This window comes from Bradyrhizobium sp. AZCC 1610, assembly GCF_036924515.1.
Lineage (GTDB): Bacteria > Pseudomonadota > Alphaproteobacteria > Rhizobiales > Xanthobacteraceae > Bradyrhizobium.
The window spans coordinates 4202505-4223919 of sequence record NZ_JAZHRR010000001.1 but is presented as its reverse complement, the minus strand read 5'-3'; the positions used below and the strand labels follow the sequence as shown (position 1 = coordinate 4223919).

General features: G+C 64.1%; 17 protein-coding genes. 7 read left to right on the top strand and 10 right to left on the bottom strand.

What is annotated here, in order from left to right:
• Nucleotides 1-100: 100 nt before the first annotated feature.
• The gene (locus V1279_RS20985; protein ID WP_334439607.1) at nt 101-499 is read left to right on the top strand and encodes a response regulator; all 399 of its coding nucleotides are present in this window, start codon (nt 101-103) and stop codon (nt 497-499) included.
• 51 nt (nt 500-550) lie between these two features.
• Here V1279_RS20985 and V1279_RS20980 read toward each other — a convergent pair whose 3' ends face one another.
• From V1279_RS20980 to V1279_RS20950, 7 genes are all read right to left on the bottom strand, one after another.
• Nucleotides 551-2044, bottom strand: a complete 1494-nt coding sequence (locus V1279_RS20980) for a sensor histidine kinase (protein WP_334446499.1) — start codon at nt 2042-2044, stop codon at nt 551-553.
• 16 nt (nt 2045-2060) lie between these two features.
• Nucleotides 2061-8351: a HAMP domain-containing protein gene (locus V1279_RS20975; protein WP_334439605.1), complete on the bottom strand. Its 6291-nt coding sequence runs from the start codon at nt 8349-8351 to the stop codon at nt 2061-2063.
• Between the two features lie 249 nt (nt 8352-8600).
• A complete protein-coding gene (locus V1279_RS20970; RefSeq protein ID WP_334439603.1) occupies nt 8601-9719 on the bottom strand; it encodes a branched-chain amino acid ABC transporter substrate-binding protein in 1119 nt (372 codons plus the stop codon).
• A 278-nt stretch (nt 9720-9997) separates the two neighbouring features.
• Nucleotides 9998-10744 carry an ABC transporter ATP-binding protein gene (locus V1279_RS20965; RefSeq protein WP_334439601.1) on the bottom strand — a complete coding sequence of 249 codons (747 nt, stop codon included), beginning with the start codon at nt 10742-10744 and terminating at the stop codon, nt 9998-10000.
• Nucleotides 10741-11574, bottom strand: coding sequence for an ABC transporter ATP-binding protein (locus V1279_RS20960; protein WP_334439599.1), 834 nt, complete (start codon nt 11572-11574; stop codon nt 10741-10743). The genes V1279_RS20965 and V1279_RS20960 overlap by 4 nt, the downstream gene beginning before the upstream one ends.
• Nucleotides 11571-12893 carry a high-affinity branched-chain amino acid ABC transporter permease LivM gene (gene livM / locus V1279_RS20955; protein ID WP_334439596.1) on the bottom strand — a complete coding sequence of 441 codons (1323 nt, stop codon included), beginning with the start codon at nt 12891-12893 and terminating at the stop codon, nt 11571-11573. Before livM ends, V1279_RS20960 begins: the two co-directional genes overlap by 4 nt.
• An 11-nt stretch (nt 12894-12904) precedes the next feature.
• Nucleotides 12905-13843, bottom strand: coding sequence for an ABC transporter permease subunit (locus tag V1279_RS20950; RefSeq protein WP_334439594.1), 939 nt, complete (start codon nt 13841-13843; stop codon nt 12905-12907).
• Nucleotides 13844-14117: 274 nt separating this feature from the next.
• Between V1279_RS20950 and V1279_RS20945 the strand changes: the two genes are divergently transcribed.
• Nucleotides 14118-14285, top strand: coding sequence for a hypothetical protein (locus tag V1279_RS20945; RefSeq protein WP_334439591.1), 168 nt, complete (start codon nt 14118-14120; stop codon nt 14283-14285).
• Between the two features lie 243 nt (nt 14286-14528).
• On the opposite strand, the gene V1279_RS20940 is transcribed toward V1279_RS20945, so the two are convergent.
• The 3 genes from V1279_RS20940 to V1279_RS20930 are packed head-to-tail and all read right to left on the bottom strand — an operon-like array spanning nt 14529 to nt 17087.
• A complete protein-coding gene (locus tag V1279_RS20940; protein ID WP_334439588.1) occupies nt 14529-14921 on the bottom strand; it encodes a carboxymuconolactone decarboxylase family protein in 393 nt (130 codons plus the stop codon).
• Nucleotides 14922-14931: 10 nt separating this feature from the next.
• On the bottom strand, nt 14932-15714 hold the full coding sequence (pcaD, locus tag V1279_RS20935; protein ID WP_334439585.1) for a 3-oxoadipate enol-lactonase: 783 nt from the start codon (nt 15712-15714) through the stop codon (nt 14932-14934).
• Between the two features lie 17 nt (nt 15715-15731).
• Nucleotides 15732-17087: a 3-carboxy-cis,cis-muconate cycloisomerase gene (locus V1279_RS20930; protein WP_334439582.1), complete on the bottom strand. Its 1356-nt coding sequence runs from the start codon at nt 17085-17087 to the stop codon at nt 15732-15734.
• Between the two features lie 166 nt (nt 17088-17253).
• Here V1279_RS20930 and V1279_RS20925 point away from each other — a divergent pair, with 166 nt between their 5' ends.
• From V1279_RS20925 to V1279_RS20905, 5 genes are all read left to right on the top strand, one after another.
• Nucleotides 17254-17700: an SRPBCC family protein gene (locus tag V1279_RS20925; protein WP_334439579.1), complete on the top strand. Its 447-nt coding sequence runs from the start codon at nt 17254-17256 to the stop codon at nt 17698-17700.
• 189 nt (nt 17701-17889) lie between these two features.
• Nucleotides 17890-18369, top strand: coding sequence for a (2Fe-2S)-binding protein (locus V1279_RS20920; protein ID WP_334439577.1), 480 nt, complete (start codon nt 17890-17892; stop codon nt 18367-18369).
• 43 nt (nt 18370-18412) lie between these two features.
• Nucleotides 18413-19216: an FAD binding domain-containing protein gene (locus V1279_RS20915; RefSeq protein WP_334439575.1), complete on the top strand. Its 804-nt coding sequence runs from the start codon at nt 18413-18415 to the stop codon at nt 19214-19216.
• A gap of 37 nt (nt 19217-19253) precedes the next feature.
• Nucleotides 19254-20162, top strand: coding sequence for an AAA family ATPase (locus V1279_RS20910; RefSeq protein WP_334439573.1), 909 nt, complete (start codon nt 19254-19256; stop codon nt 20160-20162).
• Between the two features lie 37 nt (nt 20163-20199).
• The gene (locus tag V1279_RS20905) at nt 20200-21405 is read left to right on the top strand and encodes a vWA domain-containing protein (protein WP_334439571.1); all 1206 of its coding nucleotides are present in this window, start codon (nt 20200-20202) and stop codon (nt 21403-21405) included.
• Nucleotides 21406-21415 lie beyond the last annotated feature (10 nt).

Genomic DNA, 21415 nt, shown 5'->3' with positions numbered 1-21415 from the left:
TAACCGCCTCTTTACCGACCGGCTGAATAATGCCCGCGGAACCGCCGAAATCCGCGAATTTTCATCGTAAGCTGCTGCACGACCGATCCGGGAGACTTCGATGCCCCGCGTGCTTGTTGTTGACGATCAGGCTGACGTTCGTGCGATGATTTCCATCGTGCTGCGCATCCATCATTTCGAAATCGTCGAGGCAGAAAGCGCAGCATCCGCGTTGAAGCTGTTCGAGGAAGCAAGCTTCGATCTCGCGATCGTCGATATCTTTCTGCAGGGCACCAACGGCTCCGATCTGATCACAACGCTGCGCGGGCGCGCGCCGGGCCTGCCCGTGATTGCGATTTCAGGAATGACCGCGCTGGACTTTCTGTCCGAAACGCCTGAGCTCTCCGGCGTTGTCTGTCTGCAGAAGCCGTTTCGTCCGCCGGATTTGATGCGCGCGATCGAAGCGGCGCAGGGGGCGCTCCGGCAATCGGCCGGTGCCGTCGTAGCGGCGGCGCGATAGAACATCCGGAATAGTCTGCTTTCATTGCTGGCTGACGCTTCAAGCGCCCGGTTACCGCTCGGCGCGTCGCAAGCCGTTGCCGTCGACGGCGATCTCGCGGAGCGGGACCGGATCGGCGGCAAACTGCCGTTGCGACAGGGGGACCGAAAGGCAGCAAACGAGGCCCTCCGGGCGCCAGTCGAATTCGGCCTGGCCGCCGAGCTGCGACTCGATGCTGGCGATCACGCTGCGCGTTCCGAACCCGCGCGATACCGGTTTCTCGACCGGCGGCCCGCCGGTCTCCACCCATGTGATCTTGAGAAGGCCTGCCTGGTTTTCCCAGCTCACCGACAGCCGGCCCGACAGCGCCGACAGCGCGCCGTACTTTGCCGAATTGGTGACGAGCTCGTGCAGCGCCAGCGCGACGGTCTGAGCCGTCGCCGGCTCGAATTGGACCTCCGGACCGGACAAGTCGATCTGTTCGCCGGTGGAATAGGGCGCCAGCTCCTCGTCGATCAGTCTTCTTATTTCGGCGCCTTGCCAGCTCGATAGCGAAAGCACGGTGTGCACCCGCGCCAGCGCGTTGATCCGTCCTTCGACCGAACGGATGTAGGTCTTTACGTTCTCGCCGCGCGTCAGCCGGACGATGGATTGCGCCAGCGCCAGCGCGTTCTTGGCGCGGTGATCGACCTCCCGCGCCAGCAGGTTCTGACGCTCCTCGGCCTGCTTGCGCTCGGTGATATCGACGGTGACGCCGCTGACGCGGATGACACGGCCGCCCTTGTCGATGCTTGCCGCCGCCGTTCCCGCGCACCAGCGCACCTCGCCGGTCGGCCGGACCACGCGGAATTCCGCTTCGTATGATTTCGCGCCTCGGGCGAAGCTCGCCCACGCCTCGTGCAGTTCATGAACGTCGTCGGGATGAAACAGCGCCTGGATATTGGCCGGCGTCAGTTCGAACTTGCCGGGATCGATGCCGAGGATCTGATACTGGCCTTCGTCCCACATCCAGTCGCCATTGACCCAGTCCCAGTCCCACGATCCCATCTTTCCGGCGGCGATCGCAAGGCTGCGGCGCTGCTCGCTTTCCAAAAGCCTTGCGTGCGATTCCTCCAGTTCGGCGGTACGGGCGCGAACGCGGTCTTCGAGCTCGACGTTGAGGCGCTCGAGTTGGCGCGTCTTGCGATAGAGCTCCGCAAAAACCTTGATCTTGGCGCGCAACACCTCCGGCACGACCGGCACCGGGACGTAGTCGACCGCACCCATTTCGTAGCCGCGCAGCCGGTCGATGTCGCTGACCTGTATGGCGGAGATGAATATCATCGCCGTCTTCTGGAATCGGGGATGTTCGCGGATCATCGCGGCCAGTTCGAACCCGTCCAGTTCCGGCATGCAGACGTCGACCAGGATGATGGCGACATCGTTCTTGAGCAGGAACTCGAGCGCTTCGCGCCCGGACGAAGCCTTGACCAGATTCTCGCCGAGTTCCTTCAGGATGACCTCATAGGCGAGCAGCTTCGCCGGCTGGTCGTCAACCAGAAGAATATTTACCTTGTCTTGGTCCATCATCTGTTTACGCCGGTCAGCGGTGCAACCACATTCGTATCGCGAGCAGCAACTGCTCGGTATTGACGGGCTTGGCGAGATAGTCCGAAGCGCCGGCTTCGAGACATTTCTCGCGGTCGCCCTTCATCGCCTTGGCGGTCAGCGCAATGATCGGAAGGCGGCCGAAGGACGGGTCTTGCCTGATGACGCCGATGGTCTGATATCCATCCATCTGCGGCATCATGATATCCATCAGCACGATTGCGATATTCGAATTGGACTCGACCAGCGCAATGGCCTCGTGGCCCGTCGTCGCGGTCAGCACCTTCATGCCGCGCCGTTCTAACACGCTCGATAGCGCGAAGATATTACGTGCGTCGTCGTCCACCAGGAGTGCGGTTTTGCCAACGAGATCCTCATCGGAACTATTGAGCTTTTCGAGCATCCTCTGCTTCTCGACCGGCAATTCCGTGATCACACGGTGCAAAAACAGCGACGTTTCGTCGAGCAGGCGTTCCGGCGACTCGACGCCTTTCACGACGATGCTCCTCGCCATGGTGTGAAGTTCCGCATCTTCCTCGGCCGATAGTTCCCGCCCCGTGAACACCACGACCGGCACGTTCGATAGTTGCTCGTCGTTGCGAAGCCGGTCGAGCACCTCGAAGCCGCTCATGTCCGGCAGCCGCAGATCGAGCACGACGCAGTCGCACGGCTGGTTCCGCAATGTGGACAATGCATCGGCGCCGGTGTCGGCGGTGAGGATCTCGATGTCGTCGTGCCCGAGCAATTCGGTGATGCTCATCTGTTCGGCGGCATTGTCCTCCACGATCAAAAGGCGCTTGCGTCGGGGTTTTGCGTATTCCTTGATCTGCGACAGCGCCGCGCTAACGCCCTCGGTCGTCGTCGGCTTGTTGACGAAGGAAAACGCGCCGCGCGCCAGCGCATGCTGACGGTCTTCGTCGAGCGTGATGATCTGGACCGGAATGTGCCGCGTCAGCGGATTGTGCTTGAGCTGGCTCAGCACGGTCCAGCCCAGCATGTCCGGCAGGAATACGTCGAGCGAAACCGCGGCCGGCTGGAACTGCTTGGCGAGTTCGAGCGCTTCGGCACCGCGGCTGGCGACCAGCACCTTAAAGCCCTTGTCGCGCGCCAGATCGATCAGCACCCGCGCATAATGCGGATCGTCCTCGACGATCAGCAGGATGGTATCTCCCGGCGCGAGGTCGAGGCGGTCGTCCGGCAATTGTTCGACGACCCGCTCCTGGGTTACCGCACCCTGCAGCGCCGGTGTCTGGGAGAAGGATGACGGGGCAGGGGAGCGCGGGGCAACGGTGGGACCGGAATATGTCAGCGGCAGATAAAGCACGAAGGTAGAGCCCTTGCCGGGCGCGCTGCGCAGATGAATTTCGCCGCCGAGCAGGCTCGCGAGTTCGCGGCTGATGGCAAGGCCGAGGCCGGTGCCGCCGTATTTCCGGCTGGTGCCGGCGTCCGCCTGCTGGAACGCCTCGAAGATCAGCTTCTGTTTCTCCAGCGGAATTCCGATGCCGGTGTCGGTCACCTCGAAGGCGACGACGGCGGGCGCGCTATTGAGGATCGGGTGCTCGGCGCTCCAGCCGCCGACGGCGGCCGATACGTTCAGCTTCACGCCGCCCTCCGCGGTGAACTTGAACGCGTTCGACAGCAGGTTCTTGAGAACCTGCTGCAGGCGCTTGGAGTCGGTCACCATGCTGCGGGCGAGGTTCTCGTCGACATCGATGTTGAACGAGAGATGGCGGTTTTCGGCCTCGTGCTTGAACGGCCGTCCGACGGTCTCCAGCAGGCTCGATGTCAGGATCTCCTCGGCATCGACCGTCACCGTGCCGGATTCGATCTTCGACAGGTCGAGGATGTCGCTGATCAGGTTGAGCAGGTCGGTGCCGGCGCCGTGAATGGTGCGGGCGAATTCGACCTGTTTTGCCGACAGATTGCCGTCCGGATTTTCGGTCAGCTGCTGGCCGAGGATCAGGATGCTGTTGAGCGGCGTGCGCAGCTCATGCGACATGTTGGCGAGGAATTCGGACTTGTACTTCGAGGTCAGCGAAAGCTCGGTCGCCTTTTCTTCGAGCGCGCGCCGCGCCTGTTCGATTTCCTGGTTCTTTCTTTCCACCTCGACGTTGCGCTCGGCAAGCTGCTGAGCCTTCTGTTCGAGCTGTTCGTTGGTCTGCTGCAATTCCTTCTGCTGCGTCTGCAGTTCGCCGGCGAGCTGTTGGGACTGTTTCAGCAAGCCCTCGGTCTGCATCGTGGCCTCGATCGAGTTGAGCACGATGCCGATAGAGTCGGTGAGCTGTTCGAGGAAGATCATCTGCGAGGTCGTGAACGAACTGATCGAAGACAGTTCGATCACCGCCTTGACCTGGTTCTCGAACAGCACCGGAAGCACGACGATATTCTTCGGGATCACCCGCAACAGCCCCGAATTGATCGGCGCAGTATCGCTCGGGATGTCCGCCACCAGCCGCTGACGCTTGTCCATCGCGCATTGGCCGATCAGCCCCTCGCCGAATTGCACGACTTGCGGATGCGGATTGGCCCCATCGCCGGCATAGGCCGAGAGCAGGCGCAACTGCGGGCTATCGGCATTCTCGGTCTGATAGATCACGCCCATATGTGCGTTGATCAGCGGCGCCAGTTCGGTCAGCAGCAGCCGGCCGACGGTGGAGAGGTCGCGCAGGCCCTGCAGCATGTTGGTGAACCTGGCGAGGTTGGTCTTCAGCCAGTCCTGTTCGGTATTCACCTGCGTCGTCAGGCGCAGGTTGCCGATCATCGTATTGATGTTGTCTTTGAGTTCGGCCACTTCGCCGCGGGCGTCGACCTGGATCGAGCGGGTCAGGTCGCCCTTGGTCACGGCGGTCGCCACCTCGGCGATCGCGCGCACCTGAGAGGTCAGGTTGGCGGCGAGCAGGTTGACGTTGCCGGTGAGGTCCTTCCAGGTGCCGGCGGCGCCGGGCACGTTGGCCTGGCCGCCGAGGCGTCCCTCGACGCCGACTTCGCGCGCCACGCTGGTGACCTGATCGGCGAAGGTAGCCAGCGTCTCGGTCATGTTGTTGATGGTGTCGGCAAGGGCTGCGACTTCGCCCTTCGATTTGACTGTCAGGTTCTGCTTCAGGTCGCCGTCGGCGACCGCCGTCACGACCTTGACGATGCCGCGCACCTGTTCGGTCAGATTGGCGGCCATGAAGTTCACGGTGTCGGTGAGGTCCTTCCAGGTGCCGGCGACGCCGGGGACCTGCGCCTGACCGCCGAGCTTGCCCTCGGTACCGACTTCGCGCGCCACGCGCGTCACTTCGCCGGCAAAGGCGTTGAGCTGATCGACCATCGTGTTGATGGTGTTTTTCAATTCGAGGATTTCGCCCTTCACGTCGACCGTGATCTTGCGCGACAGGTCGCCGCGGGCCACGGCGGTGGTGACTTCGGCGATGTTGCGGACCTGCGTGGTGAGGTTGGCCGCCAAAAGGTTGACGTTGTCGGTCAGATCCTTCCAGGTGCCGCCGACGCCGGGCACCACGGCCTGGCCGCCGAGCCGCCCCTCGGTGCCGACTTCGCGCGCCACGCGCGTCACTTCGGCGGCGAACGAGCGAAGCTGCTCGACCATCGTATTGAGGGTGTCTTTCAGCAGCAGGATTTCGCCGCGGACGTCGACCGTGATCTTCTTCGACAGGTCGCCGCCGGCGATGGCGGTGGCGACTTCGGCGATGTTGCGGACCTGTGCGGTCAGGTTCGAAGCCATGAAGTTGACGTTGTCGGTGAGGTCTTTCCAGGTGCCGGCCACTTCAGGCACCTGGGCCTGGCCGCCGAGCTTGCCTTCGGTGCCGACTTCGCGCGCCACGCGGGTGACTTCCGATGCAAACGCGTTGAGCTGGTCCACCATCGTGTTGACGGTGTTCTTCAGTTCCAGAATTTCGCCCTTGACGTCGACCGTGATCTTCTTCGACAGGTCGCCCTTCGCCACCGCGGTCGTGACTTCGGCGATGTTGCGGACCTGGCCGGTCAGGTTGCCGGCCATCGAGTTGACGTTGTCGGTGAGGTCCTTCCAGGTGCCGGCGACACCGGGCACGTTGGCCTGGCCGCCCAATCGCCCTTCGGTGCCGACCTCGCGCGCCACGCGGGTCACTTCGCCCGCAAAGCGGTTGAGCTGGTCGACCATCGTGTTCAGCGTTTCCTTGAGCTGCAGGATCTCGCCGCGCACGTCGACCGTGATCTTGCGCGACAGGTCGCCGCCGGCGATCGCGGTGGCGACCTCGGCGATGTTGCGGACCTGAGCGGTGAGGTTGCCGGCCATCGAGTTCACGGAGTCGGTCAGATCCTTCCAGGTGCCGGCGACGCCGGGCACTTCGGCCTGACCGCCGAGCTTGCCGTCGGTGCCGACCTCGCGCGCCACGCGCGTCACTTCGCCGGCGAACGCGTTGAGCTGGTCGACCATCGTGTTCAGCGTTTCCTTCAGCTGAAGGATTTCGCCTGACACGTTGACCGTGATCTTCTTCGACAGGTCGCCTTTGGCGACGGCGGTGGCGACCTCGGCGATGTTGCGGACCTGAGCGGTGAGGTTGCCGGCCATCGAATTGACGTTGTCAGTGAGGTCCTTCCAGGTGCCGGCGACGCCGCGCACGTTGGCCTGGCCGCCGAGCTTGCCCTCGGTGCCGACTTCACGCGCCACGCGCGTCACTTCGCCGGCGAAGGCGTTGAGCTGGTCGACCATCGTGTTGATGGTGTCCTTCAGCTCGAGAATTTCGCCGCGCACGTCCACGGTGATCTTCTTCGACAGGTCGCCGTTGGCGACCGCCGTCGTCACCTCGGCGATGTTGCGGACCTGCGCCGTCAAATTGCTCGCCATCGAGTTGACGCTCTCGGTCAGGTCCTTCCAGGTGCCGGCGACGCCGAGCACGTTGGCCTGACCGCCGAGCCGCCCCTCGGTGCCGACTTCGCGCGCGACGCGGGTGACTTCGCCCGCGAAGGCATTGAGCTGGTCGACCATCGTGTTGAGCGTTTCCTTCAACTGCAGGATTTCGCCCGAGACGTTCACGGTGATCTTCTTGGAGAGGTCGCCGCCCGCAATCGCGGTCGCGACGTCGGCGATGTTGCGCACTTGCGCCGTCAGGTTGGAGGCCATGAAGTTGACGTTGTCGGTGAGGTCCTTCCAGGTGCCGGCGACGCCGGGGACCTGGGCCTGACCGCCGAGCTTGCCTTCGGTGCCGACTTCGCGGGCGACGCGGGTCACTTCTGATGCGAACGAGTTGAGCTGATCGACCATCGTGTTGATGGTGTCCTTCAGCTCCAGGATTTCGCCGCGGACGTCCACCGTGATCTTGCGCGAGAGGTCGCCGCGGGCGACCGCGGTGGTGACGTTGGCGATGTTGCGGACCTGGGCGGTGAGGTTGCCGCACATCGCGTTGACGGAGTCGGTCAGATCCTTCCAGGTGCCGGCGACGCCGGGGACGATGGCCTGGCCGCCGAGCTTGCCGTCGGTGCCGACTTCGCGGGCGACGCGCGTCACCTCGGAAGCGAAGGAGCGGAGCTGGTCCACCATCGTGTTGATGGCTTCCTTGAGCTGCAGGATCTCGCCGCGGACGTCCACCGTGATCTTCTTCGACAGGTCGCCATTGGCCACCGCGATGGTGACCTCGGCGATATTGCGGACCTGGCCGGTCAAGTTGTTGGCCATCGAGTTGACGCTCTCGGTCAGGTCCTTCCAGACGCCGGTCACTTCGGGCACCTGGGCCTGGCCGCCGAGCTTGCCTTCGGTGCCGACCTCGCGCGCCACGCGCGTCACTTCCGAGGTGAACACGCCAAGCTGCTTGATCATCGTGTTGACGATGTTGGCCGACTGCAAAAATTCACCGCCCAGCGGGCGGCCGTCGACGTCGAGTTTCACGGTTTGCAGCAGGTCGCCCTGGGCCACGGCCGCGACCGCGCGCGTGACTTCGCGAGTCGGCCACAGCAGGTCGTCGATCAGCGTGTTGACGGAGCCTTCCATGTCCGCCCATGAGCCGCTCGAGAGGTCGAACTTGACGCGCTGCCTCGTCTTGCCTTCACGGCCGACGACCTGGCCGACGTGCTCGAGTTGCTGCGCCATTCGCTGGTTGGCGGCGACGATTTCGTTGAAGGTGTCGGCGATCTTGCCCTCGATACCGAGGTGATCGCCGGTCATCCGTACCGAGAAATCGCCCGCGCGCATCGCCTGTAGTGCGTGCAACAGATCCTGCATCGGGTCTAACGTGCCGTTGGTGGTGGCTGGTTTGGGCTTGGCGACCCGGCGAACGGAGGGTGATGCTCCAGGGGAAAAATCACTCATAGTGTTTCCTCGGCCAGTTCGCACGAATCTCGGCTGAGATAATGCAATTTCACAAATAGAACCGCTGCCCCGTCGGCAGATCAAGCTGGAATAACGGTTAAGGTCGTGGAATCAATGACATGGAACTCAGCCCAACGGTCCTCAATGCGGCGGGAACCTAATTGTTCCCGTGACCGGAAAATTATCTGGAACCCAAAATGAAAACGCCCCGGCAAGCCGGGGCGTTTGACGTTCTGATCTATGAAGGGATCAGGAGCCCTTGGGATTGATCTCGGTGTAATTGCCCTTGGCGTCCCACTTGTAGACGACGTAGTCGATCGCCTTGATGTCGCCCTTGGCGTCGAAGCCCAGCTTGCCGAGCACGGTGTCCCATTCGCCGGCCTTGATGGTCTCCATGACCTTCTTCGGATCGGTGGTCTTCGCCTTCGCCACCGCCTGCGCCCAGACCTGCATCGTGGCGTAGGTGTAGAGGGTGTAGCCCTCGGGATCGATGTTCTTGCCCTTGAACTTCTCGACGATCGCCTTCGCGGTCGCCTTGTTGCGGGGATCGGGACCGAAGGTGAACAGCGTGCCTTCGCCAGCCGGACCCGTGATGGATGCGAATTCCTTGTCGTTCAAGGCATCGCCGGCCATCAACACCGTCTTGAGGCCCTGGTCGCGCATCTGGCGCAGGATCAGGCCGGCTTCCTGATGGTAGCCGCCGACAAAGACCAGATCGATGTTGTCGCGCTTCAGGCGGGACACGATCGAGTTAAAGTCCTTGTCGCCCTTGTTGTAGGATTCGAACATCTTCTCGGTGAAGCCGGCCTTGTTGAGCGCCTTCTTGGTTTCGTCGGCAAGGCCTTTGCCGTAGGTGGTCTTGTCGTTGAGGATGGCGACGTTCTTGCCCTTGTAGTTCTTGACGATGTAGTCGGCGGCAACCAGGCCCTGCTGGTCGTCACGGCCGCAGACGCGCGCCACGTTCCAGAGCTTGCGCTCGGTGAACAGCGGGTTGGTCGAGGCCGGCGTGATCTGCAGCACGTTGCCGTCGGCGTAGGCTTCCGACGCCGGGATCGACGACGACGAGCAGAAATGACCGGCCACGAACGGGATCTTCGCGCTGGCGAACTTTTCCGCCACCGAACGCGCCTGCTTGGGATCGCAGGCATCGTCGCCGATCTGCAGCGCCAGCTTCTTGCCAAGCACGCCGCCGGCGGCGTTGAGGTCGGCCACCGCCTGTTCGGCACCGTTCTTCATCTGCCGGCCGAACGCGGATTCGCCGCCCGTCATCGGGCCGACAACTGCGATGGAGATGTCCTGCGCCAGCGCTGTGGTGGAAAGCGCCAACGATGCGCCCAATGCCAGGCCGATGAGTTTCAGTGATTTCATGAGGTATCCTCGCGGGTAGTTCGATTTCGGGAAGCACCCGGCGGGCCGGGTACGAAAATCGCGCCTATTGTCGGCTGATTTTGCCGCGAAGTCATCGGCAATTTTCGGGCAAATGCACGGTTGGTTCGCCTCATCTTGCCGCAGTACGTGTCCCGGACGCGGTGCAGCGCTCCTTCAGCGCTGCTCCGCAGAGCCGGGACCTGCCAGAGATGGACCCCGGATCAGCTGCGCACCGCGCAAGGGCGCGCTGCGCAGCATCCGGGGAACGTTCCCGACCGCTACCCCCGCCGGCCGCCCTCCAGATAGGCGGCGCGGATTTCCGGGCGCTGCAGCAATTCGCTGCCGGTTCCGGACAGGGTGATCAGGCCGTTGACCATGACATAGCCACGATGCGCCAGTTTCAGCGCGTGGTTGGCGTTTTGTTCGACGATCAGAACGGTCAGGCCGTCCTGCCGGTTCAGGGTCCGGATCGCATCGAAAATCTGCCGCGCGATCAGGGGGGCCAGCCCCAGCGACGGCTCATCCAGCATCAACAGGCGCGGCCGGCTCATCAGGGCCCGGCCGATCGCCAGCATCTGCTGCTCGCCGCCGGACAGCGTGCCGCCGCGCTGGGTCATGCGTTCCTTGAGCCGCGGGAACAGCGCGCAGACGCGTTCCAGGCCGCTCGCCCGATCGGCCTCGCTGCTATCGGTCGCGTCGGCGCCCATCTGCAGGTTTTCCGCCACGCTCATGCGCGGGAAGATGCGGCGGCCCTCGGGGGACTGGGCGATGCGCAGCCTGGCGATCTCATGCGTCGGCACACCGGTAATGTCCTGGCCGTCGAATTCGATCCGGCCCGCGCGGGCGCGGGGCCGGCCGAAAATCGCCATCATCAGAGTCGACTTGCCGGCGCCGTTGGCGCCGATCAGGGCGACGATCTCGCCGGCGTTGATGTCGAGATCAACGCCCTTCAGCGCCTCGATCTTGCCGTAGGCCGCGCGCAGCGAGCGGACCGCGAGCAGGGGAGTTTTGGATGACGCGGTCACGTTCCGCTCTCCATCACGGCGATGGCTTCTTCCTCGTCGGCGCCGAGATAGGCGGCGATCACCTTGGGATCGTCGCGGATGTGCTGTGGCGTGCCTTCGGCGATCTTCACGCCGTAATCCATCACGACGACGTGGTCGGAGATTTCCATCACCACCGACATGTCGTGCTCGATCAGGAGGATCGAGGTGCCGTGGTCGGTGCGGATCGAGAGCAACAATTCGCTTAAGGCAGCGCTTTCGCGCGCGTTGAGGCCGGCCGCCGGCTCGTCGAGGCAGAGCAGCGCGGGCCGGGTGCACATCGCGCGCGCGATCTCCAGACGCCGCTGGTCGCCATAAGGCAAATTGCCGGCGGCATCGTCGGCGCGATCCAGGAGGCCGATGCGGTCGAGCCAGGTCCGCGCCAGATCGATCGCAGCCTGCTCGGCATTGCGCCAGGAGGGTGCGCCGATCAGGCCGAGAAATGTCAGCCCGGAGGCGCGCATCAGCGCATTGTGCTGGGCCACCATCAGGTTCTCCAGCGCCGTCATGCCGGGAAACAGCCGGATGTTCTGGAAGGTGCGCGCGACCCGGGCGAGTTTGGAAATTCGGAAATCGTTCAGCCGTTCGAGCTGGATCGCACGCCCGTCATCATGCGTGAGCCGCATCGCGCCCGAGGTCGGCTTGTAGAAGCCGGTGATGCAGTTGAAGACGGTGGTCTTGCCGGCGCCGTTTGGTCCGATCAGCGCGGTGATCTTGCGCCGCTCGGCGTTAAAGGAGAGTTCGTTGACGGCGACGATGCCGCCGAAGCGCATCGACAGGCGATCGACGGACAGGATGTGGTCGCCGCTCATCGTCCCTCCTTGACGAGGTCGGATGAGATGGCTTCGCTGCGTTGCAGGAACACGGTCGGCGCGCGGTGGCCGATCAGGCCGCGCGGCCGCCAGATCATCAGCAGCACCATTGCCATGCCGAACACCAGCATGCGGTACTGGTCGAGTCCGCGAAACAGCTCGAAGCCGCCGATCATGGCCAGTGCCGCCAGCGCCACGCCGAGTTGCGAGCCCATGCCGCCGAGCACCACGATCGCCAGCACCAGCGCCGATTCATGGAAGGTGAAGGATTCCGGGCTGATGAACCCTTGTCTCGTCGCGAAGAACGCGCCGGCCAATCCGCCGAACAAGGCGCCGGTCGCGAATGCCGTGAGTTTGGTCGTGGTGGTGTTGATGCCGAGCGCGCGGCAGGCGACTTCGTCTTCGCGCAAAGCTTCCCAGGCACGACCGATGGGGAGGCGGCGCAGGCGTATCGTGACCCAGTTGGTGAGCAGCGCCAGCGCCAGGATGATGTAAAACAGAAACACGATGCGGTGGGTCGGCGAGAATTCGATCCCGAGCATCGCCGCGAGCCCGTCATCGGCCGGTGTGAGCGGAATGCCGAACAGGGTTGGCCGGGGAATGCCGGTGACGCCGTTCGGTCCGCCGGTCAGGCTCTGCCAGTTGATGAGGACGAGGCGGATGATCTCGCCGAAGGCGAGCGTGACGATGGCGAGATAATCGCCGCGCAGCCGCAGCACGGGAAAGCCGAGCAGCACGCCCCAGAAGGCGGCGAGGATGCCGGCGAGCGGCAGGCAGATCCAGAACGACAGCCCGAAATTGGTCGCCAGCAGCGCGTAGGAATAGGCGCCGACCGCGTAGAACGCGACATAGCCGAGGTCGAGCAGGCCGGCGAGGCCGACCACCACGTTCAGCCCCCATCCAAGCATCACGTAAGTCAGCACGAGGATGCCGAGGTCGAGAATGTAGCGCTCGTCGTAGAACAGGACCGGCACCAGAAACGTGAACACCAGCAGCACCGGTGCGATGCCGCGGCGCGCGACGGCGAGGGCGCTTTGCACGGAAGGCGGCACGATCCTGACGGTGCCGACCGGTCCCCACCATTGCCGCAGCAACTCGACGAGGATGCTGCCGCCGAACACGGCCGCGACCATCGCGGCGAGGTCGCCGAACCGCGTCCAGTAGATCAACTGTCCCTGCGGTCCGGCTTCGGTGCGCACGCCGATCATCAGCGAAAATAGCACCAGCCCGACCAGCGCGCTGATCAGCGCCTTCTTGAGGATGAAGGCAACGCCCGGAGCGTGCGAGGCCTGCTTGGGGGCGGCGGGGGTTGCGCTCACGCTGCCGCCCGTCAGACTTTTTCGACTTCAGGCCGGCCGAGCAGGCCGGTCGGAAGGAAGATCAGGACCACGATGAGGATCGAGAACGCGGCGACGTCCTTGTACTCGACCGAGAAGTAGGCCGACCACAGCGTTTCGATCAGGCCGATCAGGAGACCGCCCAGCATCGCGCCGGGCAGCGAGCCGATGCCGCCGAGGACCGCGGCGGTGAACGCCTTGATGCCGGCGACGAAGCCCATGAAGAAATCGACCAGCCCGTAATAGAGCAGGTACATCATGCCGGCGACGGCGGCGAGCGCCGCGCCGATCACGAAGGTCATGGAAATGGTGCGGTCGACGTCGACGCCGAGCAGCGAAGCCATGGTCTGGTCCTGCTCGCAGGCGCGCATGTCGCGGCCGAGCCGCGTGCTCGATACCAGCCAGGTGAACAGCGCCAGCAGCACGATGGTGGTGATGACGACGATGATCTGGATGTTGGAAAGCTGCACCGCGAAACCCGCGGCGCTCTCATGCAGCGTGTAGCCGCCGGTGATGATCGGCGGCACCGGTTTTACGCGCGCGCCCTGCGCGACCTGGGAATAATTGGTCAGTACGAATGACATACCGATCGCCGAGAGCATCGGCGCCAGGCGGAACGAGTGCCGCAGCGGCCGGTAGGCGATGCGCTCCACGGTCCAGCCATAGAGTGCCGTGATCGCCATCGATACCAAAAGCACGACCAGCAGGATCAGGGGGATGGTGGTGAGGCCGAACGAGACCAGGATCAGGAACGTGATCAGCGCGATGAAGCCGCCGATCATGAAAATATCGCCATGGGCGAAATTGATCATGCCGACGATGCCGTAGACCATCGTGTAGCCGATGGCGATCAGGCCGTAGATCGAGCCGAGCACGAGGCCATTGATCAGTTGCTGGGCCAAATAGGGTAGATGCTGGGCTAAATAATCCATGCGCTGCCGTGGCTAGAGCTTGTGACGCGGCGAGAGCTCCGGCAGCCCAAGACGACGCGTCGTGTCGTTTTCTAACAGTGGGAACCAAGGGCGGCAACAGCGCCGGCTGCGGCTTAATTGGCTTGTACAGAGCTAGTTTTTGCGCAGCAGTTCCCACCTCACAGTCCTGCCACGCCTTTGCCGCGGAATGATCGCGGCGGAACCGGCGTTCCCTTGCAACGAATGCCATACCCCTCCGTTTACTCCAGCTATGGTCAACAACGGAGATCCCCCAATGGCCAAAATGAACCAGAACCCGGGCCAGCAGAACCAGAACCCGGGTCAGAAGCCCGGTCAGCAGCAGGGCGGCGGCCAGAAGCCGGGCCAGCAGCAGCAGGATCCGGGCCGTCAGGGGCAGGACCCCAATCGTCAGGGGAAGGAGATGCCTGATCAGGACCGCTAGGCCGGACTGGTGATTGAGTAAGAGAAGGCCCCGCCGCAAGGTGGGGCTTTTCTTTTGTGCGCACCACGCACCATCGTCATGGCCGGGCTTGATGGCAGTTCGTGTCCCGGACGCGGCGCGGCACGAAGTGACGCGACGCAGAGCCGGGACCCAGGTTGGCTGCATCTGGGTCCCGGCTCTGCGTAGCACCGCCAAGAGGCGCTGCGCCGCGTCCGGGACACGAGTGCTCGGCCGCCGGCCGAGCTATCCCTTCAGCAAACCCAGTTCGGCGATGATCGCGTTCGCCTCCTTGACGGCGTGGTTGGCCGCCGGCACGCCGCAATAGATCGCCTGCTGCAGCAGGATTTCCTTGATGTCGTCGGGCGTGAAGCCGCCTTCTGCCAATGCTGCGCGCACATGCAGGCGGAATTCATCCCACTGTCCCAGCGCCACCATGGTGCCGATGACAAGCACGCGGCGGGTGCGGTGGTCGAAATGCGGCCGGGTCCAGATATCGCCCCAGGCATAGCGGGTGATCAGGTCCTGGAAATCAGTGTTGAACGCGTTGCGGTTTCTGATCGACTTGTCGACCCATTCATTGCCGAGCACTTTTCGGCGCTGGGCCATGCCGTCGTCGCGGCGTTGATTGTCGTCCATTGGGGGCCTCTTATCGTTGCGTCAAAAAGCCCACCAGCGCGTCGGTGAAGGCGTGCGGTTGCTCGACGTTCGAAATATGCGCCGCATCGAGGATGGTCATGCTGGCGCCGGGAATCCGGCTGCGCATGAATTCGGCGTCCGCGACCGTCGTCGACATGTCGTGGCGGCCGGCGATCACCAGCGTCGGGCTTTTGATCATGGGCAGCAGCTCGCGCTGGTCGAGGGTCGACAGCGCCTCGCAGCAGGCAATGTAGCCCTCGACCGGCGTGGCCAGCATCATCGCCTTCATGTTGGCCGCGATCTGCGGCTCGCGCTCGCGAAAATCCGCCGTCAGCCAGCCCGCCATCACGGCGTCGGCGACCGCGGCGATGCCGCCTTCCTTTACCGCCTTGATGCGGTCGTTCCAGCGCGTCGGGTCCGGGTAATGGCAGGTGGTGTTGGCCAGCACGATCTTGCCGAATCTGTCTGATGCGTTGGCCCCCAGCCATTGCCCGACCATGCCGCCCATCGACAGGCCGCACCAATGCGCCCTGGCGATGTTGAGATCGTCGAGGATCGCCAGCACGTCGCGGCCGAAGCGCTCCAGTGAATAGGGCCCGGGTGGCACGCTCGACTTGCCGTGACCGCGACGGTCGTAGCGGATGACGCGGAACACCTGCGTCAGCGCTTTCATCTGCGGCTCCCACATCTGCATGGTCGAGCCCAGCGAATTCGACAGCATCAGCGTCGGTCCGCCGTCGCGGCCTTCGACGGATACGTTGAGCAGGCACCCGTTGGCGTCGATCATCGGCATGGCAGTTCTCCGGCTTCTTATTTGTCGTCCAGCGCAGCGAGCAGGCGGTCGATCAGGGCTTGCGAGGCGCCCTGATAGGCCATCGGCTCGAAAAGTTCAGCGATTTTCTCGGCGCCAAGCTGCGCGGTGATTTTCGAATCTTGCGTCAGCACGTCGCGCAAATGCTTCTTGTCCTTGACCGCCTTCTTGCTGGCCGCCTCGACCAGATGATGCGCCTCGCTCTTGCCGATCTTTTCGGCAAGCCGCATCGTCACGGCTTCGGCCATGATCAGGCCGTCGGTCGCATCGAGATTGGCGCGCATGCGCGCGGTGTCGACTTCCAGCCCCTCGGCGATATCCACAATTGCCGCCAGCGCGCCCGAGGTGACCAGCAGCAGCATCGGCAGCGTCGGCCATTCCGCGTGCCAGGGGCCGGCGCTGCGCTCATGGTCCTGCACCTGCGCCGCAAGGATCGTCGCCGCGAGGTTGGGCGCCATGGTGGCCGCCGCCAGCGCAGTGGCGGCCGCGACGGGGTTACGCTTGTGCGGCATGGTGGAGGAGCCGCCACGGCCTTCGCCCGATGGTTCGAAGGCTTCGGCGACATCGGTCTGCATCATCAGCGAAACATCGCGTGCGATCTTGCCGCAGGTGCCGGCGATGATGGCGAATACCGAGGCCGCTTCCGCGATGCGGTCGCGGTGGGTGTGCCAGGGGGCGTCGGGCAGGGGCAGGTTGAGGTCCTCGGCCAGCTTTTCCGCGACTTGCCATCCCTTGTCGCCGAGAGCGGCGAGCGTGCCGGCCGCGCCGCCGAACTGCAGCGCCAGCGTCTCGCTGCGCAGGCGCTGCAGCCGCAGCTTCGAGCGGTGCAGCGCCGCGGCATATTCGGCGAGCTTCAGCCCGAACGGCATCGGCAGCGCATGTTGCAGCCAGGTGCGGGCGACCACGGCGGTATGGCGGTGTTGACGCGCCAGTCCGGCAAAGCCCGCGATCGCGCGATCGATATCTACAAGCAGCGCATCGATGCCGGCGCGAAGGCCGAGCATGGTGCCGGTGTCGATGACGTCCTGGCTGGTCGCGCCCCAATGCACATAGCGCGCCGCCTCGGCATCCACCTTGGCGACGTTGGCCGTCAGCGCCTTGACGAGCGGGATGGCGAGGTTGCCGGACCGCGTCGCGGCTTCGGCCAGCGCCGCGAGGTCGAATGATTCGGCGCGGCACGCCTGCGCAATCGGGCCGGCGGCATCAGCCGGAATCACCCCAAGCGCGGCCTCGGCGCGCGCCAGCACCGCCTCGAAATCCAGCATGTTTTGCAAGGCCGCGGCATCGTCGCAGACCGCGCGCATCGCCGCGCTCGACAGCATCGGGGCCAGCAGGGGGGAAAGGGACGTGCTCATCTGCGCGCGACCTAACCACTCCGGCCTGTCGCTGCCAATGCCCTTGTCGGTCTGGCTTTGCTGCGGTTGCGAATATGCATGGCCCATCGCGTCAGGCGGCCTTTCTTTTGGCCCGGGCGTGCTTTACTTGGGGATATCAGGTTGAAGCGATCCAGGAGACATCCCCATGGCCATGACGATGAACGGCGAAGTCCAGCTTGCGGCGTCGCGCGAGGCCGTGTGGGCCAAGCTGAACGATCCGGAAGTGCTGAAGGCCTGCATTCCCGGCTGCGAGGAGCTGGAAAAGACCGAAGACAACGGCTTCCGCGCCACCGCCAAAATGAAGGTCGGGCCGGTCTCCGCCCGCTTCAAGGGCAAGGTCAATTTGAGCGATCTCGATCCGCCCAATGGCTACAGGATCTCGGGCGAAGGCGAGGGCGGCGTCGCCGGCTTTGCCAAGGGGGGCGCCACGGTGGCGCTCGCCGAAAAGGATGGCGGCACCCTGCTGAGCTATAATGTCGAGGCCCAGATCGGCGGCAAGCTCGCCCAGCTCGGCCAGCGCCTGATCAACGGCGCGGCCAAGAAACTGGCCGACGAGTTCTTCGCCAATTTCGCCAAGGCCGTGCAAGGCTGATCTCGTGCAAGGCCGATTCTGACGTACGCCTCAAGCCCCATCCCGCAGTCCCGCCAGGTCCATTAGGCATGCCCCAGGCGAGGGGCTCCTGAGGTTGCTCATTACCGGGATGGCCCATATTATGGCCTTTGGAATGACTTTAAACGCCTGCGCGGTCGATATGCGGCGGTGCAGCTCAAGAGAGTGGTGATGGCCAAGATTTCCCTGATCGTGAACGGTAATCCCGTAAACGCCAATGTCGATCCCCGTACCCTGCTGGTCCAGTTGCTGCGGGAAAATCTGCGGCTGACGGGCACCCATGTCGGCTGCGACACTTCGCAGTGCGGCGCCTGCGTCGTCCATCTCGACGGCAAGGCGGTGAAATCCTGCACCACGCTCGCGGTCATGGCCGACGGCCATGAGGTCCGCACCATCGAGGGGCTGGCCGCCGACGGCGCGCCGCTGCATCCGATGCAGGAAGCTTTTCGCGAACACCACGGTCTGCAGTGCGGCTTCTGCACCCCCGGCATGATCATGACCGCGGTCGATCTCGTCAATCGCAAGGGCAACGATCTTTCGGACCACGTCATCCGCGAGGAGCTCGAAGGCAATCTGTGCCGCTGCACCGGCTATCAGAACATCGTTACCTCGATCGCCGCCGGCGCCAAGGCGATGGCCAAATCCGCTTAATCGACAAATCGATTTTATCGCGACCGCGATCAGGAAGTTCTCAATGTACGAATTCAAATATCATCGTCCGGCGACCGTGCGGCAGGCCGCCAATCTCCTGGTGAAGAACGAAGACGCCAAGGTGATTGCCGGTGGCCATACGCTGGTGCCGGTCATGAAGCAGCGGCTCGCCAGTCCGCCGCATCTGATCGACCTTTCCCATATCGAAGGGCTCGACGCCATCGAGATGAAGGGCCGTTCGCTGGTGATCGGCGCGACCGCCAGGCATGCCGACGTCGCGACGTCGCCGATCGTCGGCGAAGCCATTCCGGCGCTCGCCGAACTCGCCGGCGGAATCGGCGATCCCGCGGTGCGCCACAAGGGCACCCTTGGCGGCTCGCTCGCCAACAACGACCCGACCGCGGATTATCCCGCCGCCGTGCTCGCGCTCGGCGCCACCATCGTCACCAACAAGCGCCGCCTCAAGGCGGAAGAGTTCTTCCAGGGCCTGTTCACGACCGCGCTGGAGAGCGACGAGATCATCACCAAGGTGATGTTCCCGCTGGCGAAGAAGGCGGCCTACATCAAATTCCGTAACCAGGCCTCGCGCTACGCGCTGGTTGGCGTGTTCGTCGCCAAGCGTCCGTCCGACGTGCGTGTCGCCGTCACCGGCGCGGGCTCGGACGGAGTGTTCCGCGCCACCGCGTTCGAGGAAGCGCTGAAGAAGCGTTTTTCGCACAAGGTGCTCGACGGCATCTCGGTGTCGGCCGAGGGGCTGAACAGCGATCTGCACGGCAGCGCCGAATATCGCGCGCATCTGATCGGTGTGCTGACGCGTCGCGCCGTCGAAGCCGCGACGGCGAAGTAAGTTTGCCGATTACTGGCGTATCAAGATTGGCTTTCCCATGAGTGCATCGGCGCCGCCCAAATCCGTCGATGGCATGCTCGAGCTGTTGACCTCGCGTGGCTATCTGGCCGAGCGGTCGCTGGCGACGGTGACCTATCTGGCGCTGCGCATGGGCCGGCCGCTGTTCCTCGAAGGCGAGGCCGGCGTCGGCAAGACCGAAATCGCAAAAGTTCTGTCGGCGGCGCTCGGGCGCAAGCTGATCCGCCTGCAATGCTACGAGGGACTGGACGTTGCCTCTGCGGTCTATGAGTGGAGCAGCGCGGCGCAGATGATTGCGATCCGGCTGGCGGAAGCCGCCGGCGATACCGATCGCGAACAATTGTCGTCGGATATTTTCGCCGAGCGCTTTCTGATCAAGCGTCCGCTGTTGCAGGCGCTGGAGCCGGATATGGCCGGCGCGCCGGTGCTCTTGATCGACGAACTCGACCGCGCCGACGAGGCGTTCGAGGCGTATCTTCTGGAAATCCTCAGCGACTTCCAGGTCACGATCCCCGAATTCGGCACCATCAAGGCGCCGCAGCCGCCGATCGTCATCATCACCTCGAACCGTACCCGCGAGATCCACGACGCGCTGAAGCGCCGCTGTCTCTACCACTGGGTCGACTATCCCGAGGCCGAGCGCGAGCTGGCGATCGTCAAGTCGCGCGTGCCGGGCATTTCCGCAAAGCTGTCGCAGCAGGTCGTGCGCTTCGTGCAGGCGCTGCGCGACCAGGATTTCTACAAGTCGCCGGGGGTGGCCGAGACCATCGACTGGGCCACCGCGCTGACCGAACTCGACGCCCGTTCGCTGACGCCGCAAATGGTCGGCGACACGCTGGGCGCGCTGTTGAAATACCAGGACGACATCGCGCGGATGCAGGGCGACACGCTGCAAAAAGTTCTGAAGGAAGCGACGAGCGAGAATTAGCTCGTGCGTCGCGCGCCCCGGAGTGACGGGTTGCACCATGACTAACATCGATCACCTCAATCCGCCGACCGGGCATATGGCCGACAACGTCGTCGGCTTCGCCCGCGCGCTGCGCGCGGCCGGCATTCCCGTTGGCCCCGGCGCCGTGATCGATGCACTCAACGCGCTGCAGGCGATCGAGATCGGCAACCGTGCCGACGTCTACGCCACGCTGGAGGCGATCTTCGTCAAGCGTCACGAGCATATGCTGATCTTTGCGCAGGCGTTCGACCTGTTCTTCCGCGCCGCCGAAGACTGGAAGCACATGCTGGATTCGGTGCCGCTGCCGGATCACGCCAGGAAGAAGCCGCCGCCGGCCTCGCGCCGCGTGCAGGAGGCGCTGGCGCAGCCGTCGATGCGCGACGAGGCGGAGCAAGTGCAGGAGCAGGAACTGCGGCTGTCGGTCTCCGACAAGGAGATTTTGCAGAAGAAGGATTTTGCGCAGATGAGCGCGGCCGAGATCGCCGAGGTCACCCGCGCGATCGCCAATATGAAGCTGCCGCAGGCTGAACTGCGCACCCGGCGCTACCAGCCCGACGCCAAGGGGCTGCGGCTCGACATGCGCCGCACCCTGCGCAGTTCCTTGCGCACCGGCGGCGAGATCATCGACATCAGAAAGCTCGGCCGGATCGAGAAGCCGGCGCCGATCGTGGCGCTCTTGGATATCTCGGGGTCGATGAGCGAATATACCCGCCTGTTCCTGCATTTCCTCCATGCCATCACCGACGCCCGCAAGCGGGTGTCCGTGTTCCTGTTCGGCACAAGGCTTACCAATGTGACGCGGGCGTTGCGGGCGCGCGATCCGGATGAAGCGCTGGCGAGCTGTTCCTCGTCGGTGGAGGACTGGGCCGGCGGCACCCGCATCGCGACCTCGCTGCACAGCTTCAACAAACTGTGGGGCCGGCGCGTGCTCGGCCAGGGCGCCATCGTGCTCCTAATATCAGACGGGCTGGAGCGGGAGGCCGACGCCAAGCTCGCCTTCGAGATGGACCGGCTGCACCGCTCCTGCCGCCGCCTGATCTGGCTCAACCCGCTGCTGCGTTACAGCGCCTTCGAGGCCAAGGCGCAGGGCATCAAAATGATGCTGCCGCACGTTGACGAATTCCGCCCGGTGCATAACTTGACATCGATGGAAGGGCTGATCGCGGCGCTTTCCGCGCCGCCCCCGCCGCACCACATGAGCCGCATCCGTTCAGCAGCTTGAAAGGGCTTCA